Origin of the sequence: Paractinoplanes atraurantiacus (genome assembly GCF_900215205.1) — a bacterium.
In the GTDB taxonomy this organism is placed as follows: Bacteria; Actinomycetota; Actinomycetes; order Mycobacteriales; family Micromonosporaceae; genus Actinoplanes; species Actinoplanes atraurantiacus.
On record NZ_OBDY01000028.1, the window covers coordinates 104912 to 127805 of the forward strand.

Sequence of the window (22894 nt, forward strand, 5' to 3'; positions counted from 1 at the left end):
ATGGCTTACCCCCTCCGGTACGCGCTCGCCGACCTGGCCCTGGCGCTCAGCCGGGTCTCGCACGATCCGGCGGCGGTGCAGTCCACGGCGGCGCGCGCGGCCGCCGACATGATCGGTGACGGCGCGGGCGTGCAACTGCTGCGTGATGACGGCCGGTACGACGGCATCACGTACCACCACATCGACGAGCAGCGCTCGCAGTCGCTGTCGCGGGTGCTCGACCATGTCGACCAGCTCCCGGACGACGACTTCTCGACCGCGATGGCGGCCAGCCGGCGCCCGATCGTGCTGGCCGGCGACGGCGTCGAGCCCCTGGCCGGCGAGGAACACGAGATCCACGCGGCGGTCCTGTGCCCGGTGATCGTCGACAACACGTACGCCGGCTATCTGGTGTTGACCCGCGAGGCGACCGGCTCCTTCTATTCGACGGCGGAGGTCGAGCTCGCCCGCGACATCGCCGGTGAGCTGGCCCTGGCCTGTTCGAGTGCCCGCGCCCTGGAGCGGCTGCGGGCCAGCGAGGAGCGGTATCGCCGGGTCCTGGAGACGATCCCCGAGGGTGTGCTGCAACTCGACCACGACGGCGTCATCACGTACGCCAACGAGCCGATCGGCGTGGTCCTCGGCATGCCCCGTTCGCAGCTGGTCGGGGTGTCGATGCGCGGCTTCCTCAACGACCAGGGGCAGAAGGAGCTCAACCGGCGCATCAACGAGTGCATGCAGGGCCGCTCGACGGTGGGCGCGACCCGGCTCATGCGCGCCGACGGCTCGCAGCGCAGCGTGCGGATCAGCATGATGCCGCTGACCGACGACCACGGCACCTTCAACGGCGTGGTCTGCATGGTCACCGACACCACCGACCACATCGACGCCCGCGGCCTCAAGCGCCAGCTCGATCACCTGCGCCGGCTCGACAGCCTGAGCCAGCTCATCGGCGGCATCTCGCACGACTTCAACAACCTGCTGACCGTGGTCGGCGGCTCGGCCGAGATGATCACGTCGACCACGCCCGAGGAGCACCCGACGCACAAGCTGGCGGCGGACATCCTGGAGGCGGTCGGCACCGGCCGCACCCTCACCCACCAGCTGCTGGCGTTCGGCCGCAGCGAGGGCAACCGCCCCGAGATCATCCCGATCCCGGACCTGCTCACCGACGTCCAGTCGCTGTTCAGCCGCACGCTCGGCGAGCACATCGGCCTCGACCTGGCCTTCGGGCCGGACGTCTGGCCGGTACGGGCGGAGCGCGGCCCTCTGGAGCAGGCGCTGGTCAACCTGGCCGCGAACGCCCGCGACGCGATGCTGCACGGCGGCATGCTGCGGGTGGCCGCGATGAACGAGCTGATCGAGGCGGACAAGGCCCGGGAGGAGGGCATCCCGCCGGGCCGGCTCGTGCACATGGTCATCACCGACACGGGCGCGGGCATGACCGAGGAGGTACGCCGGCGCGCGCTGGAGCCGTTCTTCACCACGCGCCCGACGGCGGCCGGCCTGGGGCTGGCCACCACGGCCGGCATCGTGCAGGGGCTGGGCGGGCACATCGAGCTGGAGTCGGCGCCCCGGATGGGCACCACCGTGCACCTCTACCTGCCGGCGGCCGACGAGAAGCCGGCCTCGGCCGAGGGCCGTCAGGGCGCGGCGTCGGTCATCGGCCGGGTGCTGATCGTCGAGGATCAACCGGAGGTGGCCCAGCTCGTGCAGCGGCTCATCGAGCCGGCCGGCTACGCGATCACGGTGGCCACCGACGCGCTGCAGGCGGTCACCCAGGTGGCCGGCGGCGCCCACCCCGACCTGCTGATCACCGACGTGGTGATGCCGACGATGACCGGGCCCGAGCTGGCCTCGGCGCTGCGCACGCACCGCCCGGACCTGCCGGTGCTCTTCATGTCGGGCTACACCGCGGCGTCGCTCGGCCCGCAGCTGCACCTCGACGACAACAGCATGCTGATCGAGAAGCCGTTCACCCGATCGACCCTGCTGGGCGCGATCCGCACCCTGTGCGGGCCGCAGCCGACTACCTCCTGAACGAGGGCCGCCCCAGCGGGTAACGGGAATCCCAGGACTCCTACCAAAGGTGCGAACTCGGGCTTCAAAGCTTGCCATCCGATCCGGACAAACAGCAATATTCCGGGTCTGTACGACTTGGTCGGCCGCCTCCGGGGCGGTGGACGGGGCCGGTTGGATGGGGAAGGACGCCGAGTGACCCAGGATCGCACGAGGGATCGGGCAAACCGCGCAGGCCGCGCCGAAGCGGACGGCACGTCGACCATGGACCTCAGCGGGCGGTGCGTCGGCAGCTCGTACGTCCTGCAACGCCCGATCGGCCAAGGTGCCACCGGCACCGTCTGGGAGGCCCTGGACCGCACGTCCGGCGAGTCGGTGGCGGTGAAACTCCTGCACGAGAGCCTGCTGCGCCAACCCAAGCTGGTCACCCGCTTCGTGCAGGAGCGCACGATCCTGCGGATGCTGCGCCACCGCAACGTGGTCCGGGTCCGCGACCTGTTCAGCGTCGGCGAGACCCTCGGCCTCGTGATGGACCTCGTCGCCGGCGGCAACCTGCGCGACCTGCTGCGCGACGAGCACACCATCGCGCCCGGCGAGGCGGCCCGGCTGACCGCGCAGGTCGCCGCCGCCCTGGCCGAGGCGCACGAGCTCGGCGTGGTGCACCGCGACCTCAAGCCGGACAACATCCTGCTCGACACCGGCGACGGGCCGCCCGAGACCCGGCTCACCGACTTCGGCGTGGCCCGCATCCTCAACACCCCGAGCATGACCACGCCCAGCTCGGTCTTCGGCACGCCGCACTACATGGCGCCGGAGGCGTTCCGCGGGTCGACGGCCAGCCCGGCGACCGACGTGTACGCGTTCGGCGTGCTGCTGTACGAGCTGGTCAGCGGCTACCCGCCGTACCGCAGCGACTCGATCCCCGATCTGATGCGCCTGCACCTCGAGGGCGCGCCCGAGCGCCGGCCCGGCATCCCGGACGAGCTCTGGGAGGTGATCACGGCCTGCATGGAGCAGAAGCCGCGGCTGCGCCCGACGGCGGCCGAGCTGGTGGCCGAGCTCTCCGACCTGGCGATCAAGCTGAGCGAGGCGCCCGCCCTCACGCCGCCACCAGAACCGGCGCCGGCTCCGGCGCGGCAGCGGGACTCGGCCCTGGGGCGGGAGCCGGCCGGGATGCGGGAGCCCGCCGAAAGGCAGGAGCCGGCGCCGCACCCGCGGTCGATCGTCCCCAAGCCCCGCCGCGAGCAACGCCGCAACGCCGCGCCGAGCTGGCGCTGGGCCCGTCCCGGCGCGACCCTGTCGATGGTGGCCGGCGCGATGGCCGTCTCGGCCGTGGTGACCACCGCCTGGCACATCGGCCGCGCCGACGGCGGGACCCAGGACTTGGCCGCGCCACAGGTCATCACCGTGCCCGCTCCGCAGCGACAGCAACAGCAGCAGACCCAGCGCAAGTCGGCCACCCGGGACGCCGCCGCTCCCCAGCCGCCCGCGGCGACGACCCGGGCCGGGAGCGTTCCCCGGGTCCGTCCGGGCGTTGCGGCCGTCGTGACTTCTCCGACCCCTGCGGCCGTACGCCCGAAGCCCGTGACCACGAGCAAGGCGCAACCGACCCGCTCACCGCAACCCGAGGCCAAGCCGTACGGGCCCTGGAACTGCACCCAGTCGTTCGCCATCGACTTCCGCAACCGCACCGGCCTCGGCGTCAAGCCGTGCCAGATGCTCGGCCGCGACATCCGCTACCAGGCCTCGCTGACCGCGCCCGGCAACGGCGCCCGCGGCAGCATCACCGTCTCGCTGCGCGACGCCGGCTCCGGCCGCACCGTCGCCGGCCCGAAGACGTGCGACGGCCTGACCTTCGACGGCGACGCCGCCACCCGCAGCTGCGGCCCGGCCGGCGCCCAGCCCACCCGCGGCCGCAGCTACACCGTCGTCGTCTCCTACCGCTACGAGCGCGACGGCCGGACCCTCGCCAACACCGCGAGGGGCTCCACCTTCGAGTGGTGATCCGGCCGCCGGCCCATCAGCGGCTCAGGCGCCGGCTGGATTCCAGCCGTCGGCGCCGGCGAGGTACTTCCGCGTGGTGTAGTTCGCCGCGTCGGCGTCACTCAGCATCGGCCGGGTCCCGGCGTCGGCGACCGCCGCGCCCGGCCCGCTGTTGCGGTACTCGAAGAACCTCCCGGCCGTCCACGGGGTGGCGGCGTCCCAGTTGTTCCACGGCTGGGCCGTGTTGACGCCCGCGCCGAGGACGGAGTCACGCACCACCACCTGCGCCTGCCCGGTGTTGCTGTACGGCCGGCCCAGATAGATCGAGTTGGCCGCTCCGTCGGTGAGGATGGTGCTGTCCGTGATGAGGAACCCGTACGGTGAGGCGCTGCTGATCGACGAGTCGGTCAGGCTGGCGCCGGGGCGCGACAGCACGTGGAAGGTGCTGCGGTCGAACACCGCCACCGCGCGGCCGAGCACCATGTCGGCGCCGCCCTCGACGTACGCCCGGCGGAAGTAGAGCCGGCTGAAGGTGGTCACGTTCGCCGTGCTGAGCAGCAGCGCCTGCTTGTCGCCCAGGAGGCGGACGTTGTCGAACACGTCCTTGTCGCCGCTCTTGACCTGCAGGGCCGTCGCCTGCGCGCCGGCCGAGGCCGCCCCGTTGGTGTTGGCGACCGTCAGGTTGCGCAGAGTCCACTGGTTGCCGGACAGGGTCACCGTGGCCGTGGCCCCGGTGCCGCCCGCGGTCAGGACCGTGTCGGCCGGGTCGTCCGTCGCGCCGAGCAGGGTCACGCCGTAGCGGTTGCCGCTGGTGACCGTGCCGGTGTACGTGCCCGGCCTGATCAGCACGACGCGGTAGCCCTGTGTGGTGTAGTCGGCGTTGTCGGCCAGCAGCGCGAGGCCGCCGGCGACCGTGGTCGCGTCGCCGGAGCCGTCGGCGGCCACCACGACGTCCACCTTGACCGGGGTCGCGGTCGCGGCCGCCGACGGGTCCGAGGCGTTGCCCGCGGTGTCCGTCGAGACCACTGTGTACGAGTACGCCGTGCCGACCGTGACCGTGGTGTCCGCGTAGGACGTACCGGTGACGCCGGTGGCGATCCGGCTCGGCTCGGCGCCCCCGGCCGAGCGGTAGACGTCGTAGCCGGCCAGGTCGCTGTCGCTCACCGCGGCCCAGGTGACGGTCACCGAGCCCTTGCCGAGGACGGTGCGCGGCGCGCCCGGCGCCGCCGGGGCGATGCTGTCGCCGGGGGCGGGCGTGCCCTCGACGGGCGCCGACGCGGGCGACTCGTTGCCCGCGGTGTCGACGGCCGTGACCGTGTACCGGTAGGTGGTTCCGTTGTCGAGCCCGGTCACGGTGTAGCTGGTACCCGTGAGCAGGGCGCCGTTGAGCGCGGTGGTGCCGCCGGCCGGATAGACGTTGTATCCGGCCAGGTCGCTCTCCCGGTTCGCGGCCCAGGTCAGCGTCAGCTTCCCGTCGCCGGCGCCGGCCTTGAGCCCGGCCGGCGCCGCGGGCGGCGCGCTGTCGGCCGGGGTGGCCCGCACCGTCGCCGCCACCGACGTGTTACCGGCGGTGTCGACGGCCACCAGCGCGTAGGCGTACCCCGTGCCGTTGACGAGCCCGGAGTCGGTGTACGACGTGCCCCGCAGCCCCGACGCGACCAGAGTGGCCGGGCCGGGAGTGACGGCCGTGCCGATGGCGCGGTAGAGCCGGTAGCCGGCGAGGTCGGCATCGCCGGGGGCGGTCCAGCTCAAGCCGACCGACTTGTCGCCGGCAACGGCCGTGAGCGGGCCGGGCGCCGTCGGCGCGGTGACGTCGGCCGGGGTGGCCGGAGCGGCGACGGACGGGTACCAGGTGCCGGCGCCGAGCCAGTCGCCGACTGTCACGGTCACCGAGGCGGCCGGGCTGAGCTGGGGCCGGTTGTCGTTGATCCCGGCGCCGTCGCCGGTGTTGGCGTACTCGGCCAGCCGGCCGAGGGTCCACGGCTCGCCGGCCGGTCCGGTTCCCCACGGCTTGGTGGTGGTGACGCCCGCGCCGAGATCGGTGTCCCGGACGACCGCCTGGCCCACCGAGTTGGGGGTGTACTGGTCGCCCCAGGCCCGGTACGGACGGCCGAGCTGCACCCCGGTCACACCGGCCGGCGTGACGACGGTGCTGTTGATCAGCAGCATGCCCGGGAACGTGCTCGCGGTGCTCGGCGTGAGCACGGTGCCGCCGGCGGCGTTGACCGTGACGGCCGTCTTGTTGATCACCAGGGTGGCCCGGCCTAGAACGATGTCGCTGGTCCCCTCGATCGTGGAGTCGTCGATCATCTGCCGGGCCGCGGCCGTGTAGGTGGACGTGTCGGCGAAGACCGTGCGGTTGTTGCCCTTGAGGGCGACGTGCTGGAGCAGCACCTTGTCGCCGGTCATGGACACCGCCGGGGCGGCGCCGGACGTGGTGGTGTTGCGCACGGTCAGGTCCCGGACCGTCACCGAAGAGCCGGTGATCGACAGCGCGGCGGTGGCGGTGGCGCTGGTGAGGACGACGTCGCGCGGGTCCCCGGTCGCGCCCAGCAGGGTGACCCCGGCCTTGGACACCGTCACCGGGCCGGTGTAGGCGCCGGCGCCCACCGAGACCACCCAGTCCCTCGTGCCGGGGGCGGCGTCGAGGGCGGCCTGCAGGGTCGGGAAGGTGCCGGTGCCGTCCGCGCGGACGGTCGCGTCCACCCGCAGCGCGGGGGTGGCGGTCACCGTCGCCGAGGCGGCGGAGACGTGCCCGGCGGCGTCGACGGCGACCACCACATAGCTGTAGGTGGTGCCGTTGGACAGTCCGGTGTCGACCAGGCCGGCCCGGGTCAGCAGCGCGCCGCCGACGCGGTGGGCGGCGTCCACGGGCACCGCGCCGGTGCCGGTGCTCCGGTAGACGGCGTAGCCGGTCACGTCGGCCTCGGTGTTCTCGTCCCAGGCGAGCGAGACCTGCGCGGCGCCGCCCTGCGCGGTCAACCCGGCCGGGGCGGCCGGCGCCACGTCGGTGGTGGCGTCGGCGACCGGATCCCATCCGTCCGTGCCGGCGAGGTACTTCGCCGTGGTACGGGCGGTGGCGTCGGCATCGGACAACTGCGGCCGGTTGCCGTTCACCGTCGCGCCGGCACCCGTGTTGCGGTACTCGGTGAAGCGTCCGTCGGACCACGTGAGCGGGGCGAAGTCGGCCCACGGCCTGGCCGTGTCGATGCCGTCGTTGATCGTGGTGTCGCGGATGGTGAGCTGACCCCGGGAGTTGTCCGGCTGAGCGCCGTCGGCCCAGCCCTGCCACGGGCGGCCCAGGGAGAACGTGCCGGGGTCGTTGGCGCTGACGATCCGGCTGCCGGTCACCAGGTAGCCGTTCGGGTTCTTCGACGCCGTGCTGGGTGCGAAGATCGTGCCCCCATTGTGCGCGGTGGCGTGGATCGTGACCCGGTCGAAGACGGCGGTGGCGCGGCCGAAGACGAAGTCGACGTTGCCCTCGATGAAGCTGTCGTAGTAGTACTGCCGGGCGTAACCGGCGCCGGTGGCCGAGATCGCGCCGGCCGAGTCGGCGAGCAGGGTGTCCTGCACGCCGAGCAGGCGCACGTTGCGGTAGACCTGCCGGTCACCGGTGGCCTTCAGGGCCACGGCCTGGGTGTTGTAGTTGCCGATCTCCGGGTGCTTGGCCGCCTCGAACGTGTTGGCGATCGTCAGGTCGCGGACCGTCACGTTGCTCGCGGTGACGGCGACGGTGAAGCTGCCGGAGGTGCCGCAGGTCGCGGTCGTGATGGTCGGGCAGGTGGCCGGTCCGGCCGGGGTGCCGTTCGCGTTGTCGAAGGTCAGCACGACGTCCCGGGCGTTGCCGGAGGCGCCGGCGATCACCAGGTAGGGCTTGGCGATCGTCACCACCTGCCGGTAGGTGCCCGGCTTGACGAGGATGACCGTGGGCCGGGCGGCGGTGCCGGCCGGCGCGGCGTTCACCGCGGCCTGCAGCGTCGCGTAGTCGCCGCTGCCGTCGGCGGCGACGGTCAGGTCGGCCACCAGCGGCACCGGGTTGGGGGTGGCGGTGGCCGGGGCGGACGCGGCGGCGGCATTCCCGGCGGCGTCGACCGCGACGACCGTGTACGTGTACGCGGTGCCGTTGGTGACGGCCTTGTCGGTGTACGCCGCCTTGGTGACGGTGGCCACCAGTTGGTCGGCCCGGTAGACCAGGTAGCCGACGACGTCGCTCTCGGGGCTGTCGTTCCAGGTGAGGGTGACGGCCTTGTCGCCCCCGCCGGCGACCAGACCGGTCACCGGGGCCGGCGCGGTGTCCGGCGCGGCGTCGACGACCGGGTTCCAGCCGTCCGTGCCGGCCAGGTACGCCGTCGCGGTGTAATCCCCGGCCTGCGCGGCGGTCAACTGCGGGCGGTCGGCCGTGGCGGTGGTGACGCTGCCGGGACCGGTGTTGCCGTACTCGGCGAACCGGGCGGTGCGCCAGTCGGTGACCACGCCGCTGTTGGTCATGTTGGTCCAGGTGGCGGTGGTGCTGACCACCGGGCCGAGCCAGGAGTCGCGGACGACGACCTGGCCGAGGGCGTTGTCGTCCTTGACGCTGGTGCCGTCGGCCTGGGTCTTGCCGGGCTGCCAGGGGCGGCCGAGGTTCTGCGAGCCGTCGGGCGCGCTGCCGATGATCCGGCTGTCGGTGATCAGGAAGCCGTACTTCTGGCTGATGTCGGTGCTGGCCGCGGTCACCGCCCCGTTGGGGGAGGTGGCGTGGTCGAGGGCCTTCAGCGTGCTGTGGTCGAAGACGGCGGTGGCCCGGCCGAACAGGAAGTCGACGTCGCCCTCGATCCAGGCGTCGTGGAAGTAGACGCGGGACGCGACGGTGGTGCCCGGGGAGTTGGCGTAGAGGGTGTCCTGGTTGCCGAGCAGCCGCACGTTGTCGAAGACGAGCTTGTCGCCGACCGTGCGCAGGGCCACCGCCTGCCCGTTGGCGTAGGTGCCTTCCTTGTACGAGTTCTGGATGGTCAGGTCGCGCATCTGCACCGAGTTGCCGGTGACGACCACGGTGGCGCTGCCCGACGTGCCGTAGGTGGCGACGGTGCCGTCGGGGTTGGGCGCGGCGCCGGGGATCGGGGTGCCGGCCGCCCGGTTGCCGTTGATGACCACATCGGTGGCGGCGCCGGTGGCGCCGACGACGATGACGTACGGCTTGGCGATCGTGAGGTACTCGTCGTACGTGCCCGCGGCCACCGAGATGACTGTGGGGTCGGTCGCGGTTCCGGCCGGTGCGGCGGCGAGCGCGGCGGTGATCGTGGTGAAGACGGTCTTCCCGTCGGCGGTGGCAGCCGGGTCGACGGTGAGGTCGGCGACCAGCGGAGCGGCCTCGACCTTGACGGTGGCGCCGATGGTGGCCGGCGACTCGGCGCCGCTGCGGGAGAGCGCGGTGACGGCGTACGAGTAGCTCTGGCCGTTGGTGACGGTGGTGTCGCTGAAGGTGGGCGAGACGACGCCGGCGATCTTCGCCAGCGCGCCGGTGTCGCTGTCGGCCCGGTAGACGTTCCAGCCGATGACGTCGGCCGACGTGTCGTCGTTCCAGGTGAGGTGGACGACCCGGGTGTCGGCGGCGGCGGTCAGACCGGTCGGCGAGGCCGGCGCGGTGGTGGTCACCGGCAGCATCGGGCTCCAGCCGTCGCTGCCGGCGAGGTACTTGGCCGGGGTGGCGTTGGCGGCCTGCGAGGCGGTCAGTTGGGGCCGGTTGGCGTTCAGCGTCGCGCCGGGGCCGATGGTGGCGTACTCGGCGAAGCGGGCGTCCTGCCACCGGAAGTTGACCTTGACGCCGCTGGAGTTCGCGGTCGCCATGTCCTCCCAGGGCGCGTCGGTCGCGATGGCGGCCGGCAGCCAGGTGTTGACGACGTTCACCGAGCCGATCGCGTCCGGGTCGGCGCTCGGGTGCCAGGGGCGGCCCAGGTGCACGGTGCCGGCCGGCGCGGAGCTGACGACCTTGCTGTCGACGATCAGGAAGCCGTACTTGCTGCCCTTGTCCGTGCTGGCCGCGGTGATCGCGCCGTTGTCGGACTTGCCCCGGTCGAGGGAGCGCAGGGTCACCCGGTCGAACACCGCGTCGGCCGCGCCGAAGATGTAGTCGACGTCGCCCTCGATGTAGCTGTTGACGTAGTACTGCCGGGAGCGGGTCGTCGGCTTGGGCGTGTCGGCGAGCAACGTGTCCTGGTTGCCGAGCAGGCGGACGTGGTCCGCGGTGAACCGGTCGCCCTCGACCCGCAGCGCGACGGCCTGCTGGTTGCTGATCTCGGGATGGGCCTTCTCGTCGAAGGTGTTGGCCACGGTCAGGTTGCGCAGGGTCACGTTCTTGGCGGGGACGAAGACGGTCGCGCTGTCGGCGGTCCCGTAGGTGCCGCCGGCCGGGTCGGGCGTGCCGGACGCCTTGTCATCGGCGATGACGACGTCGGCCGGGTCGCCGGTGGCGCCGGCCAGCACCACGTTCGGTGAGGTGATCTCGAAGGTCTCGCGGTACGTGCCGGGCGCGATGATGATCATCGTCGGCTGGAGGTTCGTGGCCGGGATCGACGCCAGCGCCGCCGTCACCGTGCGGTAGGCGCCGTTCGCGCCGTCCGGAGCGACGTACAGGTTGACGTAGTCGATGGGCAGCGCGACCGGGTCGGTGACCGAGGTGGCCGAGGCGGCGCTGGACGTGGCGGAGACGTTGCCGACCAGGTCCAGCGCGGTCAGCTTGTAGTACTGCGCGATGCCCTTGGGGGCGCTGGTGTCGGTGAACGTGGGTGCCGTGCCGGCCTTGGCCGCGGTGAGCGTGCCGATCAGGACGTAGCTGCCGCCGCTGCTCGACGAGCGGGTGATGTTGTAGCCGGCGAGGTCGGTCTCTTTGTTCGCGGCCCAGGTCAGGTTGATGCCGTGGGCCGTGCTGGGCGCCGCCTTGAGACCGCTGGGTGCGGCCGGCTTCACCATCGGATTGGCCGCGGTCACCGACGAGTAGGAGGAGACGTTGCCGGAGGTGTCGACGGCGCGGATCCGGAAGTAGGCCCGGGTCCCCTCGGTGATCGTGGGGTCGGTGAAGGTGGTGGCGGTGAGCGTGGCCCCCGCGGCCGGCAGGTAGGTGACGTAGACGTCGTCACCGTTGCGCTTCTGCACGGTGTAGCCGGCGAGGTCGGTCTCCTTGTTGGCCGCCCACGTCACCGTCATGCCGACGGCCGCGACCGTCGCCTTGGCGGACGAGAGTGCAGCCGGCGCCTTCGTGTCGACGGGCAGCGTGACGGAGGCCGAGGCGGGCGCGGAGGAACCGGTCGCGTTGACCGCGGTGAGCCGGTAGTACGACGTCGCCCCGGTCGGCGCGGCGGCGTCGGTCAGCGTGGTGCCGGTGATCGGTGCACCGGTCAGGGTGGTGAACGGGCCGGAGGCGGCGGACGCCCGCCCGACGACGTAACCGGTCGTGGTCTTGGTGGCGTTCGCGGTCCAGGTCAGCACGACGCCGCCGGTGCTGCCGGCGACCGCCTTGAAACCGGCCGGGGTGGGCGGCACGGCCGTGGTGTCGACCGGCCGGGTGGCCGATCCGGTCGCCGGGGAGGAGGCGTTGCCGCTGGTGTCGACCGCGGTGACCCGGTAGAAGGACGTCGCGCCGGAGGGTGCGGCCGGGTCGGTGTAGGCCGTCGCGGTCAGCGGGACCGGCGTCAGCTGGCTGTAGGTGCCGCTGGACGAGGCGGCCCGGTAGACCAGGTAGCCGCTCAGGTCGGCCGCTGTCACGGCCGACCAGCTCAATGTGATGCCTCCGGTGGCGGCGGTCAGCTTGAGGCTGCCCGGCTTCGCCGGGGGCGTGGTGTCCTTGGGGATCGCCACCGAGGCCGAGGCCGGCGCCGAGGAGCCGGCCGCGTTGACCGCGGTGAGCCGGTAGTACGCCGTCGCTCCGGCCGGTGCGGTCGCGTCGGTGTAGCTGGTGCCGGTGACCGGGGCCGCGGTCAGAGTCACAAACGGGCCGGCCGCCGCGGTGGCCCGGGCGACGACGTATCCGGAGGTGGTGGCGCCCGCGTTGGCGGTCCAGGTGAGCGTGGCCCCGCCGGCGGACGACGCCGTCGCCTTGAAGCCGGTGGGGGCCGCCGGCGGGGTGGCGGCGCTCGCCGGCCGGGCGGCCGAGCCGGTCGCCGCGGACGAGGAGTTGCCGGTGCGGTCCACCGCCGTGACCCGGTAGTACGACGTGCTGCCGGCCGGAGCGGCCGAGTCGAGGTAGGACGTCGCGGTGTACGGGCTCGCCGTGAGCTGGCTGTAGGTGCCGCCCGACGACGACGAGCGGGACACCACGTAACCCGCGAAGTCGGGCTCGGCCTCGACCGCGCTCCAGCTCACCGACACACCGGCGGAGGTCGCCGACAGTTTCAGGCCGCCCGGCTTGTCCGGCGCGTCGGAGTCGACGGTCTTGACGGTCACCGTGCTCGACGGCTTGGACACGTTGCCGCTCTTATCGGCGGCGGCGACCGCGTAGTAGTACGTCTTGCCCGCGACGGCCGTGGTGTCGGTGAACGTCAGCGCGGACGTCGTGGTGCCCAGCAGATCGGTGGCGGCCACGACGGTCTTGGCCGTCGACCGGTAGACCCGGTAGCCCGCCGTGTCCGACGCCGACACCTTGCCCCAGCTGAGGGACACGCCGACCTGGCCGTAGTAGGCGGTCTTCAGGCTGCCCGGGACGCCGGGCGGCGTGGTGTCGGTGGCTGCCGACGCCGCCGTCAGCCCCACGCCACCCGTACCGGCGACGGTGAGCAGGGCGACGACGGCGGCCGATCGAAACGACCGCGCTGGGTGGTGCGACATGGGGCTCTCTTCTGTTCAAGACGTACGCGCCGGAGGCGGGAACACTCGATGATCACCTGTGAAGTGACTGAGAGTGAAATGCAGGGCGCGAATATGGAGGTCAGTGCGACCAGCCGCAGCCGTCCGTCACTCAGAGTCGCCGAAGTGATCAACAAGTTGGCCAAGCCGGAGCGCGCCGGCACCGTCCCGGCCGATGGACAAACGGGCCGCGGTGTGACCCGGGAATTCGGTCGCGGCCCCGTGCGTTCCCGCCTATCGTGATCCGCATGTTCGCGCCCGGTATGCAGCTGCCCGCAGTGGTGGCTCCCGTGTGCGCTGCGGTCGATACGCGAATCTGACCCTTCCCCACCAGCAGCAGAACCGCAGGGGAAGGGTCGGAGTCTCCGCGCGGTTCTGGCGCGCTCAGCCCGGCAAGCGGGCGCGCACCCCCGAATGCCTCGCATCCAGTGAGGATTGAGCAAAGACCATGGCCAAGAGCCAATTCGTTCGTACGAAGCCGCACGTCAACATCGGCACGATGGGTCACGTCGACCACGGGAAGACGACCCTGACCGCCGCCATCACGAAGGTCCTCGCCGACCGCGACCCGGCAACCAACCGGTACGTGGCGTTCGAGGGCATCGACAAGGCCCCGGAGGAGGCCGCCCGCGGCATCACCATCACCATCGCGCACGTCGAGTACGAGACGCCGAACCGGCACTACGCGCACGTCGACATGCCCGGCCACGCCGACTACGTGAAGAATATGATCACGGGGGCGGCCCAGGTGGACGGGGCGATCCTCGTCGTCAGCGCGCAGGACGGCTCGATGCCGCAGACCCGCGAGCACGTGCTGCTGGCCCAGCGGGTCGGCGTGCCTTATCTCGTGGTGGCGCTCAACAAGAGCGACGCCGTCGACGACCCCGAGCTGCTCGACCTGGTCGAGCTCGAGGTGCGGGAGCTGCTGAGCGAGTACGGCTTCCCGGGCGACGAGGTGCCGGTGGTGCGCGTGAGCGCGCTGAAGGCGCTCGAGGGCGACCCGAAGTGGGTGGCCTCGATCGGCGAGCTGCTGGACGCGGTCGACGACTACGTGCCGGTGCCCGAGCGCGAGCTCGGTGAGCCGTTCCTGATGCCGATCGAGAACGTCCTGACGATCAGCGGTCGCGGCACGGTCGTGACCGGCAAGATCGAGCGCGGCACGCTGCGCGTCGGCGAGCCGGTCGAGGTCGTGGGTCTCGGCCCGACGATCGCGAGCGTGGCCACCGGGATGGAGACGTTCGGCAAGTCGCTGGCGTCGGCCGAGGCCGGCGACAACGCGGCCATCCTGCTGCGCGGCATCAAGCGTGAGCAGGTGCAGCGCGGCCAGGTGGTGGCGGCGCCCGGTTCGGTGACCCCGCACCAGAAGTTCGAGGCCCGCATGTACGCGCTGACGAAGGAGGAGGGTGGCCGGCACACGCCGTTCGAGACGAACTACCGGCCGCAGTTCTACTTCCACACCACCGACGTCTCCGGCGGCCTCGACCTGGGCGACCGCGACCTGGTCATGCCCGGCGACACGCTGGACAAGGTCACGGTGACCCTGGGCAAGCCGGTCGCCCTCGAGGTGGGCCTCGGCTTCGCGGTCCGCGAGGGCAACCGCACGGTCGCCGCCGGCACGGTGACGGCCCTGCTCGACTGATTCAAGAGACGGCGGCCCCGGCCTTTTCACAGGCCGGGGCCGTTCCGTCATTCCGGCCTGAAGGGACGCGGGTTCGCTCGCGCTCGCCGCATGGTCACCCGCATTCGGCCGTACGCCTGACGTGCCCCCGCTTCGAGCGCGGCGCCCGCTCGGAAGGCGGATGTCCACACCGCACGGCCGGCCCTCGGCCCGGCCATGTGAAGCGCCTGCCGGGCCAGGGCGGCCTCCTTCCGGTAGCGGCGGACGGCGTCGGCCGGGCGGGGCAGGCGCGCGGGCGGCTCCGGAGCACCGCCGAACTCGCGGGCGGTGGGCCGGTTCGGCCACCGGAAGTAGCCCCAGAACAGGAACGAGGCGACCCCGAAGGCGAGGAACAGGCAGAGCGCCTTGAGGATCTGGTGATCGTCGACGCCCGGCGGGTTGGCCGCGGCGCGCCCCTTGACCACCATCCAGAAGAACCAGGCCGCGAGGAACTGAAGCCCGGTCCAGAGCGACAGGCACCAGCCGGCCACAGTGCGCCCGTCGAGGAACTTGACCGGCATGAGCGCGAAAACCAGCGTCTCCGCCCCGAGCACCACGACCCAGAACGCGATAGCGTTCCCCAGCACGGGCAGCCACCCCGCCCCGGCGGTGTGCGCCGGCGCCCAACTGCCCTGATATCCGAGGTAGGCGGCACCGACGAGCGCCGCCAGCCCACCGGCGCTCCACAACACGGCTCGGGCGCTCTGCCCCACGGTCGGCTGCCGCTTGAAGCGGACCACGACGAACATGGCGAAGAGCCCATACGTGTACGACGGCTTCAGGTCGAGCACATGCGACGCCAGCGCACAGGTGAGCGCCACCCCGAGCGCGATCATCGGCACCCGCAGAACCGCCTTACCCCGCCGCACCCTCCGCAGATAGAGCTCCCCCGGCGCAGCGTAGGCCGTCATCACCAACGGAATGGCTACGAGCAGCGCGACCGCGTGAGCCAGCATGTTGCCGCTCTGCTCGGCCAGACTCTGCCCTTGGGCAACCAGTCCACCATCCGGAATCTTCACGGTCGCGGGCCCTTCGTCCCCACTGAACGCGAGCGCCAGCAGTGCCGCCGTCACCACGAGAAGCCCACCTTGCAGCCAGGCCGGCACGCTCCCCGGCCCGCGCACACCAAGCGCCCGGATCACGCCGTGAATCTCGTTCTTGTTCCGCTCAAAGGTCTTGTTGAAGACTTCAGCCGGAAACGCGATCAGAATGACGAGAAGAGCCGCCAGCCCCGCGGTGAGCACAAGAACCGGCCAGCTGAACGACAGCTGATCCACAGTAGGCATGCTCCAGCTACCGGAGATCGGCGGAACGCCATCACGGTCGCCCTGCTGCGCGCCACCCGGCGCCGACCCACCTGGCCCTGAGCGGGGCTCAGCCGCCGGCGCACTCGGCACCCCGGCCGCGCCGGACGGACTCACCGACGGCGCCACCGACGGCGAGGCCGCCAACGCGGTGACAACGCCCAGTGACGTACCGTTCCCGCCCTCGACCAACGGCCCGACCGGATTCCGCGGCCCACCCAGACTTCCCGGCCCGCCCCGGCTTCCAAGGCCGCCCGGACTTTCCGGCCCACCCCGACTTCCAGGCCCGCCCGGACTTCCCGGCCCACCCCGACTTCTAGGCCCGCCCGGAGTTTCCGGCCCGCCCGGACTTCCCGGCCCGGACGGATCTCGCGGATCGGTGGGGTTCTCCGGACCCCTCGGATCGTCCGGATTCGGCGGGGTGACCGGTTCGACCCGGAAGGACTCGGTCAGCGGGTCCGATCGCGGGCAGCGCGCTTCCACGACGAGGGTTCCGGCCGGTGTCGCTTCCGGCACGGTGAGCCTCAGTCCGCTGAAGCGGCCTTCCTCCTCGTCGGGATAGGCGATCTCGGTGCCGCCGTCGCCCTGCGCCCAGCCGACTCGCAGCGGCCGCCGCTTGTTCTCGGAGTCGGTATCCCAGTCGTTCCCACAGTCGAAGCCGACACCCGAGACCGCGACCACCGTCCCCGGCGGTCCAGCGCCGGGCGTCAGCTCGAGGTCCGGCTCGGGAAAACTCGAGTCGCGCGGCCCCTCAGGCTGATCGGGCCCATCGGGTTGGGAGGGCCCATCCGGTTGAGAAGGCCCATCGGGTTGGGAGGGGCCGTCCGGTTGGGAGGGCTCGGAGGGGCCGTCAGGGGCGGACACGCCGGAGGAAGGCGCGGTGGCCGGCTCGGAAGGCGGCGGCTCCGGAAGTGATGCGGCACGACGTGGGTCGGCGCGACGTGGTTCGGCGCGAAGCGGCTGAGCGGAAACCGGTTCGGCTGGACGCGGCACGGCGTGAAGCGGCACGGCGTGAAGCGGCGGGGCGTGAAGCGGCGCGGCGGGAACCGGTTCGGCTGGACGCGGCACGGCGTGAAGCGGCGCGGCGGGAACCGGTTCGGCTGGACGCGGCGGGGCGTGAAGCGGTGCGGCGCGGGGCCAGGGCTCGGAGTTGGCCGACGTCGAAGTGTGGGATGACTCGTGCGGCTGGGCGGGCGCGGCCGCCGGAGCCAATGTTGAGGGCTCACGGCCTTCTGCGGCGGCTGGGTGGGAAAGAGTGAGCGTGGCCGACAGCCCGAATCCGAAGGTCAGGGCCAGGGCGGCGGCCGGGACTCTGCGGGCGGCCGGCGAGGATGCGGTCACTAGGGATCCTTCCGTCCGTGTGGGGCGTCGAGCACTTCTCGGCGAATAATCCCCGCATAACGGACAAATCACAGGATAAAGGGAATGCGCAAGCGGCCTACTAAAGTGGCTGGGTGATGTTGCCGCTGCCCGAGGGCGAGTTCGACGCGTACCTGTTCGACTGCGACGGCACCATCGCCGACTCGATGCCGCTGCACTACGTGGCGTGGCAGCGGGCGCTCGCCGAGTGGGGTGCGGAGTTCCCCGAGGAGCTGTTCTATGCCTGGGGCGGGCGTACGCCGGTGGCGGTGATCCAGGAGCTCAACGCTCAGCAAGGTCTGGCGATGCCGGTCGAGCTGGTGAACAAGCGCCGCGAGCAGATCTTCGAGGAGCTGCTGCCCGGGGTCACGGCGGTGCCCGAGGTGCTGGAGCACATCGAGGCGGCGTACGGGAAAGTGCCCTTCGCCGTCGTCTCCGGCAGCAGCCGCGAGTCGGTGACCGCCTCGCTCACGGCGCTGGGCCTGCTCGACCGCTTCGAGGTGATGGTCTGCGCCGGCGAATACCTGAACGGCAAACCCGACCCCGAGTGCTTCCTGATCGCCGCCGAGGCGCTGGGCGCCGCCCCGTCCCGCTGCGTGGTCTTCGAGGACGCCGAGCTAGGCTTGCAGGCCGCCGCAGCGGCGGGCATGGCCGCCGTCCGGGTGCCACCGCCGTGGCAGCGCCGCGCAGGCACGGCCGCCGACTGACGCGTGGCCCCGGCCGCTGGGCACGGCCATCCAGCGCTGCTACGCGCAGCTCGCGTAGCCCGCGCCGCTTCGCGCAGCCGGCTCGCACCGCTTCGCGCAGCCCGCGCCGCTTCGCGCAGCCCGCGCCGCTTCGCGCAGCCCGCGCCGCTTCGCGCAGCCCGCGCCGCTTCGCGTCGCTACGCGCGGCCGGCGGCCCCGCCGAAACGGTCTATGTGGTCGGCTGCGAACTGGGCGAATGTGGTGGCCGGCCGGCCGGTGAGGCGCTCGACGTCGGTGCTGGTCCAATCCGCGTCGCCCTCCGCGACCAGCGCCAGCGCCTGGGCGTTGGCGTGGGCGACGGGCCGGGGGAGTCCCATCCGGATCATCGCCTCTTCCTGCTCCTGGGCCGTGATGTGCCGGTGTGTGATGGTGCGGCCCGCCAGCTCCGACAGCTGGGCCGCTACGTCGTTGTAGGACAACGACTCCGGGCCGGTGAGGCGGTAGGTTGCTCCGGCGTGCTCGGCCGGCGCCGCGGCGATCGTGGCGGCCACCTCGGCGACGTCCCGCGCGTCGACCATCCCGGCACGCCCGTCGCCGGTGGGTGAGGGGAACGCCGACGTGGCGGCGATCAGCGGCGCCAGCATGAGGAAGTTCTGCATGTAGACGTTGGCCCGCAGCAGCGTGTGCGGAAGCCCGGAGGCCGTCAGCGCCTGCTCGATGCGGTAGTGATCACGGCGGCGGGCGATCGGGGAATCGGCCGACGCGTCCACCGTGACCTTCGTGATGTGGGCCGTGCTTCCGCCGAGGGCGCCGATGACGGCGATCTCCTGCGCCGGGTTGGCCGGGGTGACCAGCACGACCGATCTCACCCCGGCGACCGCGGCGGCGATCGACGCCGGGTCGTCGAGGTCGCCGTGGAACACCTCGGCCCCGGCATCGGCCAAGCTCTTGTGCTCGTCGGGCCGGCGGGTGAGGACACGGACCTGACGATCTGAATCGGCCAGCAGTCGTGCCGTCCGGGCGCCGACCTTGCCGGCGGTGGTCACGAGAATCATGACCACCACCGTGTCCTATCGGCGTGGTCAGCTCAAGTGCAGATAGTCCAGGTTGAAGCCGCCGGTCTCGCAGTAAAGCGTGACCAACTGGTCGCCGGCGGCCAGGGTCACCGGGACGTGGACGGACTGATAGGTGGCCCAGCCGCCGGTGTTCGGCACCGAGGCCGTGGCCAGGATCGTGCCGGCGGCGTCGCGGAACGAGATCGCGCCGGTAGCCTCGGCGCCGGTGCCGTTGGCCACCCGGAGCTCCAGGTCGTACGTGCCGGCCTGGGCCACGTCGACGCGGTAGCCGAGCCAGTTGCCGGGGGCGGTCCAGCCGATGTTCTTGCCACCGCTGGCGGCGGCGTTGCTCTCGACGAAGTTGACGCCCTCGGTCCAGCCGTGCTGGGTGGCGTACGACTCGGCCTCGACCCGGGTGCCGATCGGGGCGCCGCGCGGGGCCACGGTCACCGCGACCGTCACGGTGTCGCGGGCGGCGCCGTCGGTCACGTGGAAGGTGAGTCGCTGGGTGCCCGCGACGGTCGGCTTCAGGGTCACGACGCCGGTGGTCGCGTCCAGGGAGACGCCGGCCGGCAGATCGGTGGCGTAGTAGGCGAGACGGTCACGATCGCGGTCGGTGGCCGACAGGCGGAACGTGGTCGTCGCGTACTGGTCGGCCGTCAGCGCGGGCACGTTCTTCAGGACCGGCGCGTGGTTGCGGTGGGTGCGAGGGGTCTCGGCTTTCCAGCGGTACGTGGCGTACGCGCCCCCGGGCACCGTGACGACGAAATCTTGGCCGGCGAGCACGACGCGTACATCGGAAGCCTCGGTGTTGCCGTTGGCCAGAATGGCGGTGAAGCGGTCGCCGTCGCGGTAGACGACGTTGCTGACGCCGGCCGACGGGGCGCTCGACTCGACGCGGACGTCCTCGGGGGACAGGTAGCGGGCGAATTGGCCCAGCGGGTAGAGCTCATCGCGTACGGACGCGGTCCGGGTCTCGGTGTTGACCTTGACCAGGCGATCGGGCCATTTCGTGGTGCGGCCGATCTCCTCCCAGTCGACGTTGTTGTCGCGCTTGTCGGTCCAGTGCAGGGTGCCGCCGGTCTGGTCGGTGGCCTGCGCCCAGAGGGTGTAGCTGCTGGCGTCGAGCCGGAAGTAGCTGAGGACGGTCGCGGGGTTGAGGTCGCTGGTCTCGGTCATGTGGACCGGCTTGCGGAACTGCTCGTAGGCGTCACGCATGACCGCGGGGTCGCCCCAGTACGGGTGGAAGGCGATGGCGTCGGCCGCCTGCCGCGCCGCCGGGTCGTTGAAGATCCGGTAGTAGTTCTTGGTGGCGGTGCTGTTCGGGTCGCGCCAGTCCCAGAAGTTGAAGTCGTGCACGTAGAGGTCCGTCTTCAGCTTGGCCTGACGAAGCTCGCGCTTGATGGCGACGGAGAGCTTCTGCTGCTGCTCGACGCTGATGTCCATCGCGGGGTAGACGACGTCCATGCCGGGCTCGTTGAGCAGGGTCAGAGCGTCGACCTTGATGCCGTGGCGGGCGTACGCCTGCACGTACTTGACGTAGTAGCGGGCGAACACGTCGATGCAGTCGTCGCGCAGCTTGCCGACCTGGTAGTGCTCGGTCGCGCTGCCCGGCTTGAGGGCGACCTCGCCGGTGAAGCGGTTGTTGGTCTTCATCCAGGCCGGGGCGCTCCACGCGGAGGCGAAGAAGGTGGCCCGCGGGTTGTACTTCTGGATCAGCTTGATGGTGTCGACCATGTGCAGGTCGATGTCGCGCTGGATCGAGAAGTGCTCGAGGCCGAAGTCGTCGGTCACACCGGCCGGCAGTTCGTCGTACGACCAGAACGGCAGGTGCTCGATCAGGTCGGGGCTGCCGATGGTGAGCCGGAACCGGTCGAAGCCGGCGCCGCTGCGCGGGTCGGCGAGCAGACGGATGGTGCGCTCACGCTCGGCCGGGGTCAGCTTCCACAGGTTGGAGACGCTGGTCTCGTCGATGGAGAAGCCGATGCCGGCATAGCGCTGCCGCTCCTGCGACGGGTCGATCACGACGGTGGCGTCGGCGGTCCCGCTCGGCCGGGCGCCCGGCAGGGGCTCCCACCGGTGGGCCGCGCCGGTCGAATAGGTGCCGGTCACCTGCGGGACGCCGTGCCGGCCGCCCGCCATCGCCGGCGGCGCCACCGCCAGCGTCATCGTGACGGCCAGCGCCAACGCCCCGCCTCTACGTGCTGTGTCGCCTCGCACCCTGCCTCCTTGCATTGACGGATGGCCATCCGTCTATCGCGCGGAGTTTATTAAGGTCTTTAACTAACGCGCAACACTTCGGAAATCCGGAACTTCACGCATGCTTGCCGGGTGCAGCCGTTCGTTCTCTTCCCCTCGATGGGGGAGTACCCGCTCTACGACGACGCGGTCTACGACGGGCTGAGCGCCGAGGATTCCCGCTGGCGGGCGTATGCCGAGGCGCTGCGGGTCGCGGCGCCCGGCCGGGTCGTGCTGGACGTGGGGACCGGGCGGGATGCGCTGTGGGCTCTGGTCGCGGCGCGGGCCGGCGCACGTCACGTCTACGCGATCGAGGCTTCGCCGGCGGCGGCCGCGGCCGCGCGGCGTGCCGTCGCTTCGTCGGGATTCGGCGGTCAGGTCACGGTGCTGGAGGGTCTGGCTTCAGACCAAGTTCTTCCCGTACGGGCTGACGTCTGCGTCTCCGAGATCCTCGGCACCATCGCGTCCTCCGAGGGTGCGATCCCGATCCTGAACGACTGCCGGGCGCGACTCTGCACCCCCGAATGCGTCTGGATTCCCTTTCGGGCACGCACGATGATCGCCTCCGTGGATGTCGGGACGCCCGCGCTCGACCCGTCGTGCGAGCCGCTGATGAATCGGGTTCTCGCGGCCGCGGGCGGGGCTTTCGGCCCGCGGCTCTGCCTCGGTGGGCCGGCGTGGTCGGCGCTCGTCTCGGCGCCGGCTGTCGTCGAGTCGGACGTCTTCGACAGTCGCCGTCCGCCGCCCTTGTCCGAAATGTCGGTCGAAGTCGAGCTTGTCAGTGGAAAGGCGACCGGGCTGCTGCTCTGGACGCGGGTCGCGGTCGCCTCGTCCGGCCGTGAAGTGGACACGCTGGACGGAGGCACGCGCGCGTGGGCGCCGGTCTATGTGCCGGTGCCGCTGGCCGGGCGGGTACGCGCCGGCTTCACCCGCCGGACCGGCGACGACGGGGTCCACCCGGACTACACGCTGGCCGTGGACGGCGTGCCCGTCTGGCGCAGCCCGCACCACGTCCTGTCTCAGGAGAAGGGGGTGACGGGCCGGTCCAGCAACTGATCGTCCACGTAGGTGGAGACCTTCTCGTTGTAGAAAGCGACCAGTCCCGCGATCGCCGCCACGGCCGGGAACGGCTGCGCGTACGACCAGGCCAGGTCGGGCCGCGCGCCCACGCTCCAGTAGTCGCTGGTACGGCCCTTGTAGGGGCAATGCGTGCTGGTGTCGCTGTGTGTGAGCGCGCCGAAGTTCACGGCCGTGCGGTCGAGGTAGTAGCGAGTCGGCAGGCCGGTCTCGAACAGCAGCACGGGCGAGCGCGACTCGGCCAGCACCACACCGTCGAGCTCCACCCGCACGTGGCGGGTCGAGCGAAGGGCGTCGACCCGGTGGTACGGGCAGCGGGGGTGACCGAAGATCTCTTCGTCTTCCTCGAACCAGGCGTCGAGCGCGTCCCATTCGAAGCGGACGAGACCTTCGAGGCCGGGAAGCTTGCTCTCGACGTACTGGCGGGCCGCGGCCGGCCGGTGCACGTCGCCGGCGCGCAGCCCGAGGCGGCGGGCGCGGCCCCGGCTGAGATGCTGCTCGTGCTCCTCGTCGACGATCACGTCGGCGGCGACGTCCTCGATCGGGATGTAGTACTGCGGATAGCTCGGGATCTCCCACAGATAGACGGCCCGCGTCGTGTCGACCACGACCCGGCCGTTGAGCGTCGCCCGTACCCGCCGGGGCGAGGGCTCCATCTGGTTGACCTCGGTGATCGACGGCGGGTAATCACTCGTCATGCCCATGCCCAAACGCTAACGC

General features: G+C 71.7%; 10 protein-coding genes. 5 read left to right on the forward strand and 5 right to left on the reverse strand.

From position 1 onward, the window contains the following. Complete coding sequence (locus tag CRP55_RS40775) at positions 1-2019, forward strand: response regulator (protein WP_245923681.1); 2019 nt, start codon at positions 1-3, stop codon at positions 2017-2019. A gap of 174 nt (positions 2020-2193) precedes the next feature. Next, positions 2194-4002, forward strand: coding sequence for a serine/threonine-protein kinase (locus tag CRP55_RS40780; RefSeq protein ID WP_245923682.1), 1809 nt, complete (start codon positions 2194-2196; stop codon positions 4000-4002). 24 nt (positions 4003-4026) lie between these two features. Here the strand turns inward: CRP55_RS40780 and CRP55_RS54125 are convergent, their stop codons facing one another. Then, entirely contained in the window at positions 4027-12780 is an 8754-nt protein-coding gene (locus tag CRP55_RS54125) for a pectinesterase family protein (RefSeq protein ID WP_218854842.1), read from the reverse strand. Between the two features lie 466 nt (positions 12781-13246). On the opposite strand from CRP55_RS54125, the gene tuf reads away from it, so the two are divergent. Then, complete coding sequence (tuf, locus tag CRP55_RS40800) at positions 13247-14437, forward strand: elongation factor Tu (protein ID WP_097327358.1); 1191 nt, start codon at positions 13247-13249, stop codon at positions 14435-14437. 47 nt (positions 14438-14484) lie between these two features. Here the strand turns inward: tuf and CRP55_RS40805 are convergent, their stop codons facing one another. Then, on the reverse strand, positions 14485-15732 hold the full coding sequence (locus CRP55_RS40805) for an FGLLP motif-containing membrane protein (protein ID WP_097327359.1): 1248 nt from the start codon (positions 15730-15732) through the stop codon (positions 14485-14487). Between the two features lie 1484 nt (positions 15733-17216). On the opposite strand from CRP55_RS40805, the gene CRP55_RS40810 reads away from it, so the two are divergent. Continuing rightward, positions 17217-17825 carry an HAD family hydrolase gene (locus CRP55_RS40810; RefSeq protein WP_342751608.1) on the forward strand — a complete coding sequence of 203 codons (609 nt, stop codon included), beginning with the start codon at positions 17217-17219 and terminating at the stop codon, positions 17823-17825. A gap of 176 nt (positions 17826-18001) precedes the next feature. Here the strand turns inward: CRP55_RS40810 and CRP55_RS40815 are convergent, their stop codons facing one another. Both CRP55_RS40815 and CRP55_RS40820 read right to left on the reverse strand, forming a co-directional pair. Then, entirely contained in the window at positions 18002-18859 is an 858-nt protein-coding gene (locus tag CRP55_RS40815) for an NmrA family NAD(P)-binding protein (RefSeq protein WP_097327390.1), read from the reverse strand. Positions 18860-18886: 27 nt separating this feature from the next. Next, positions 18887-21079, reverse strand: coding sequence for a carbohydrate-binding protein (locus CRP55_RS40820; RefSeq protein ID WP_245923683.1), 2193 nt, complete (start codon positions 21077-21079; stop codon positions 18887-18889). A gap of 111 nt (positions 21080-21190) precedes the next feature. On the opposite strand from CRP55_RS40820, the gene CRP55_RS40825 reads away from it, so the two are divergent. Further along, a complete protein-coding gene (locus CRP55_RS40825; RefSeq protein WP_097327361.1) occupies positions 21191-22153 on the forward strand; it encodes a 50S ribosomal protein L11 methyltransferase in 963 nt (320 codons plus the stop codon). Here CRP55_RS40825 and CRP55_RS40830 read toward each other — a convergent pair. After that, a complete protein-coding gene (locus CRP55_RS40830) occupies positions 22117-22878 on the reverse strand; it encodes a DUF427 domain-containing protein (protein WP_218854843.1) in 762 nt (253 codons plus the stop codon). The genes CRP55_RS40825 and CRP55_RS40830 overlap by 37 nt on opposite strands. Positions 22879-22894: the final 16 nt, after the last annotated feature.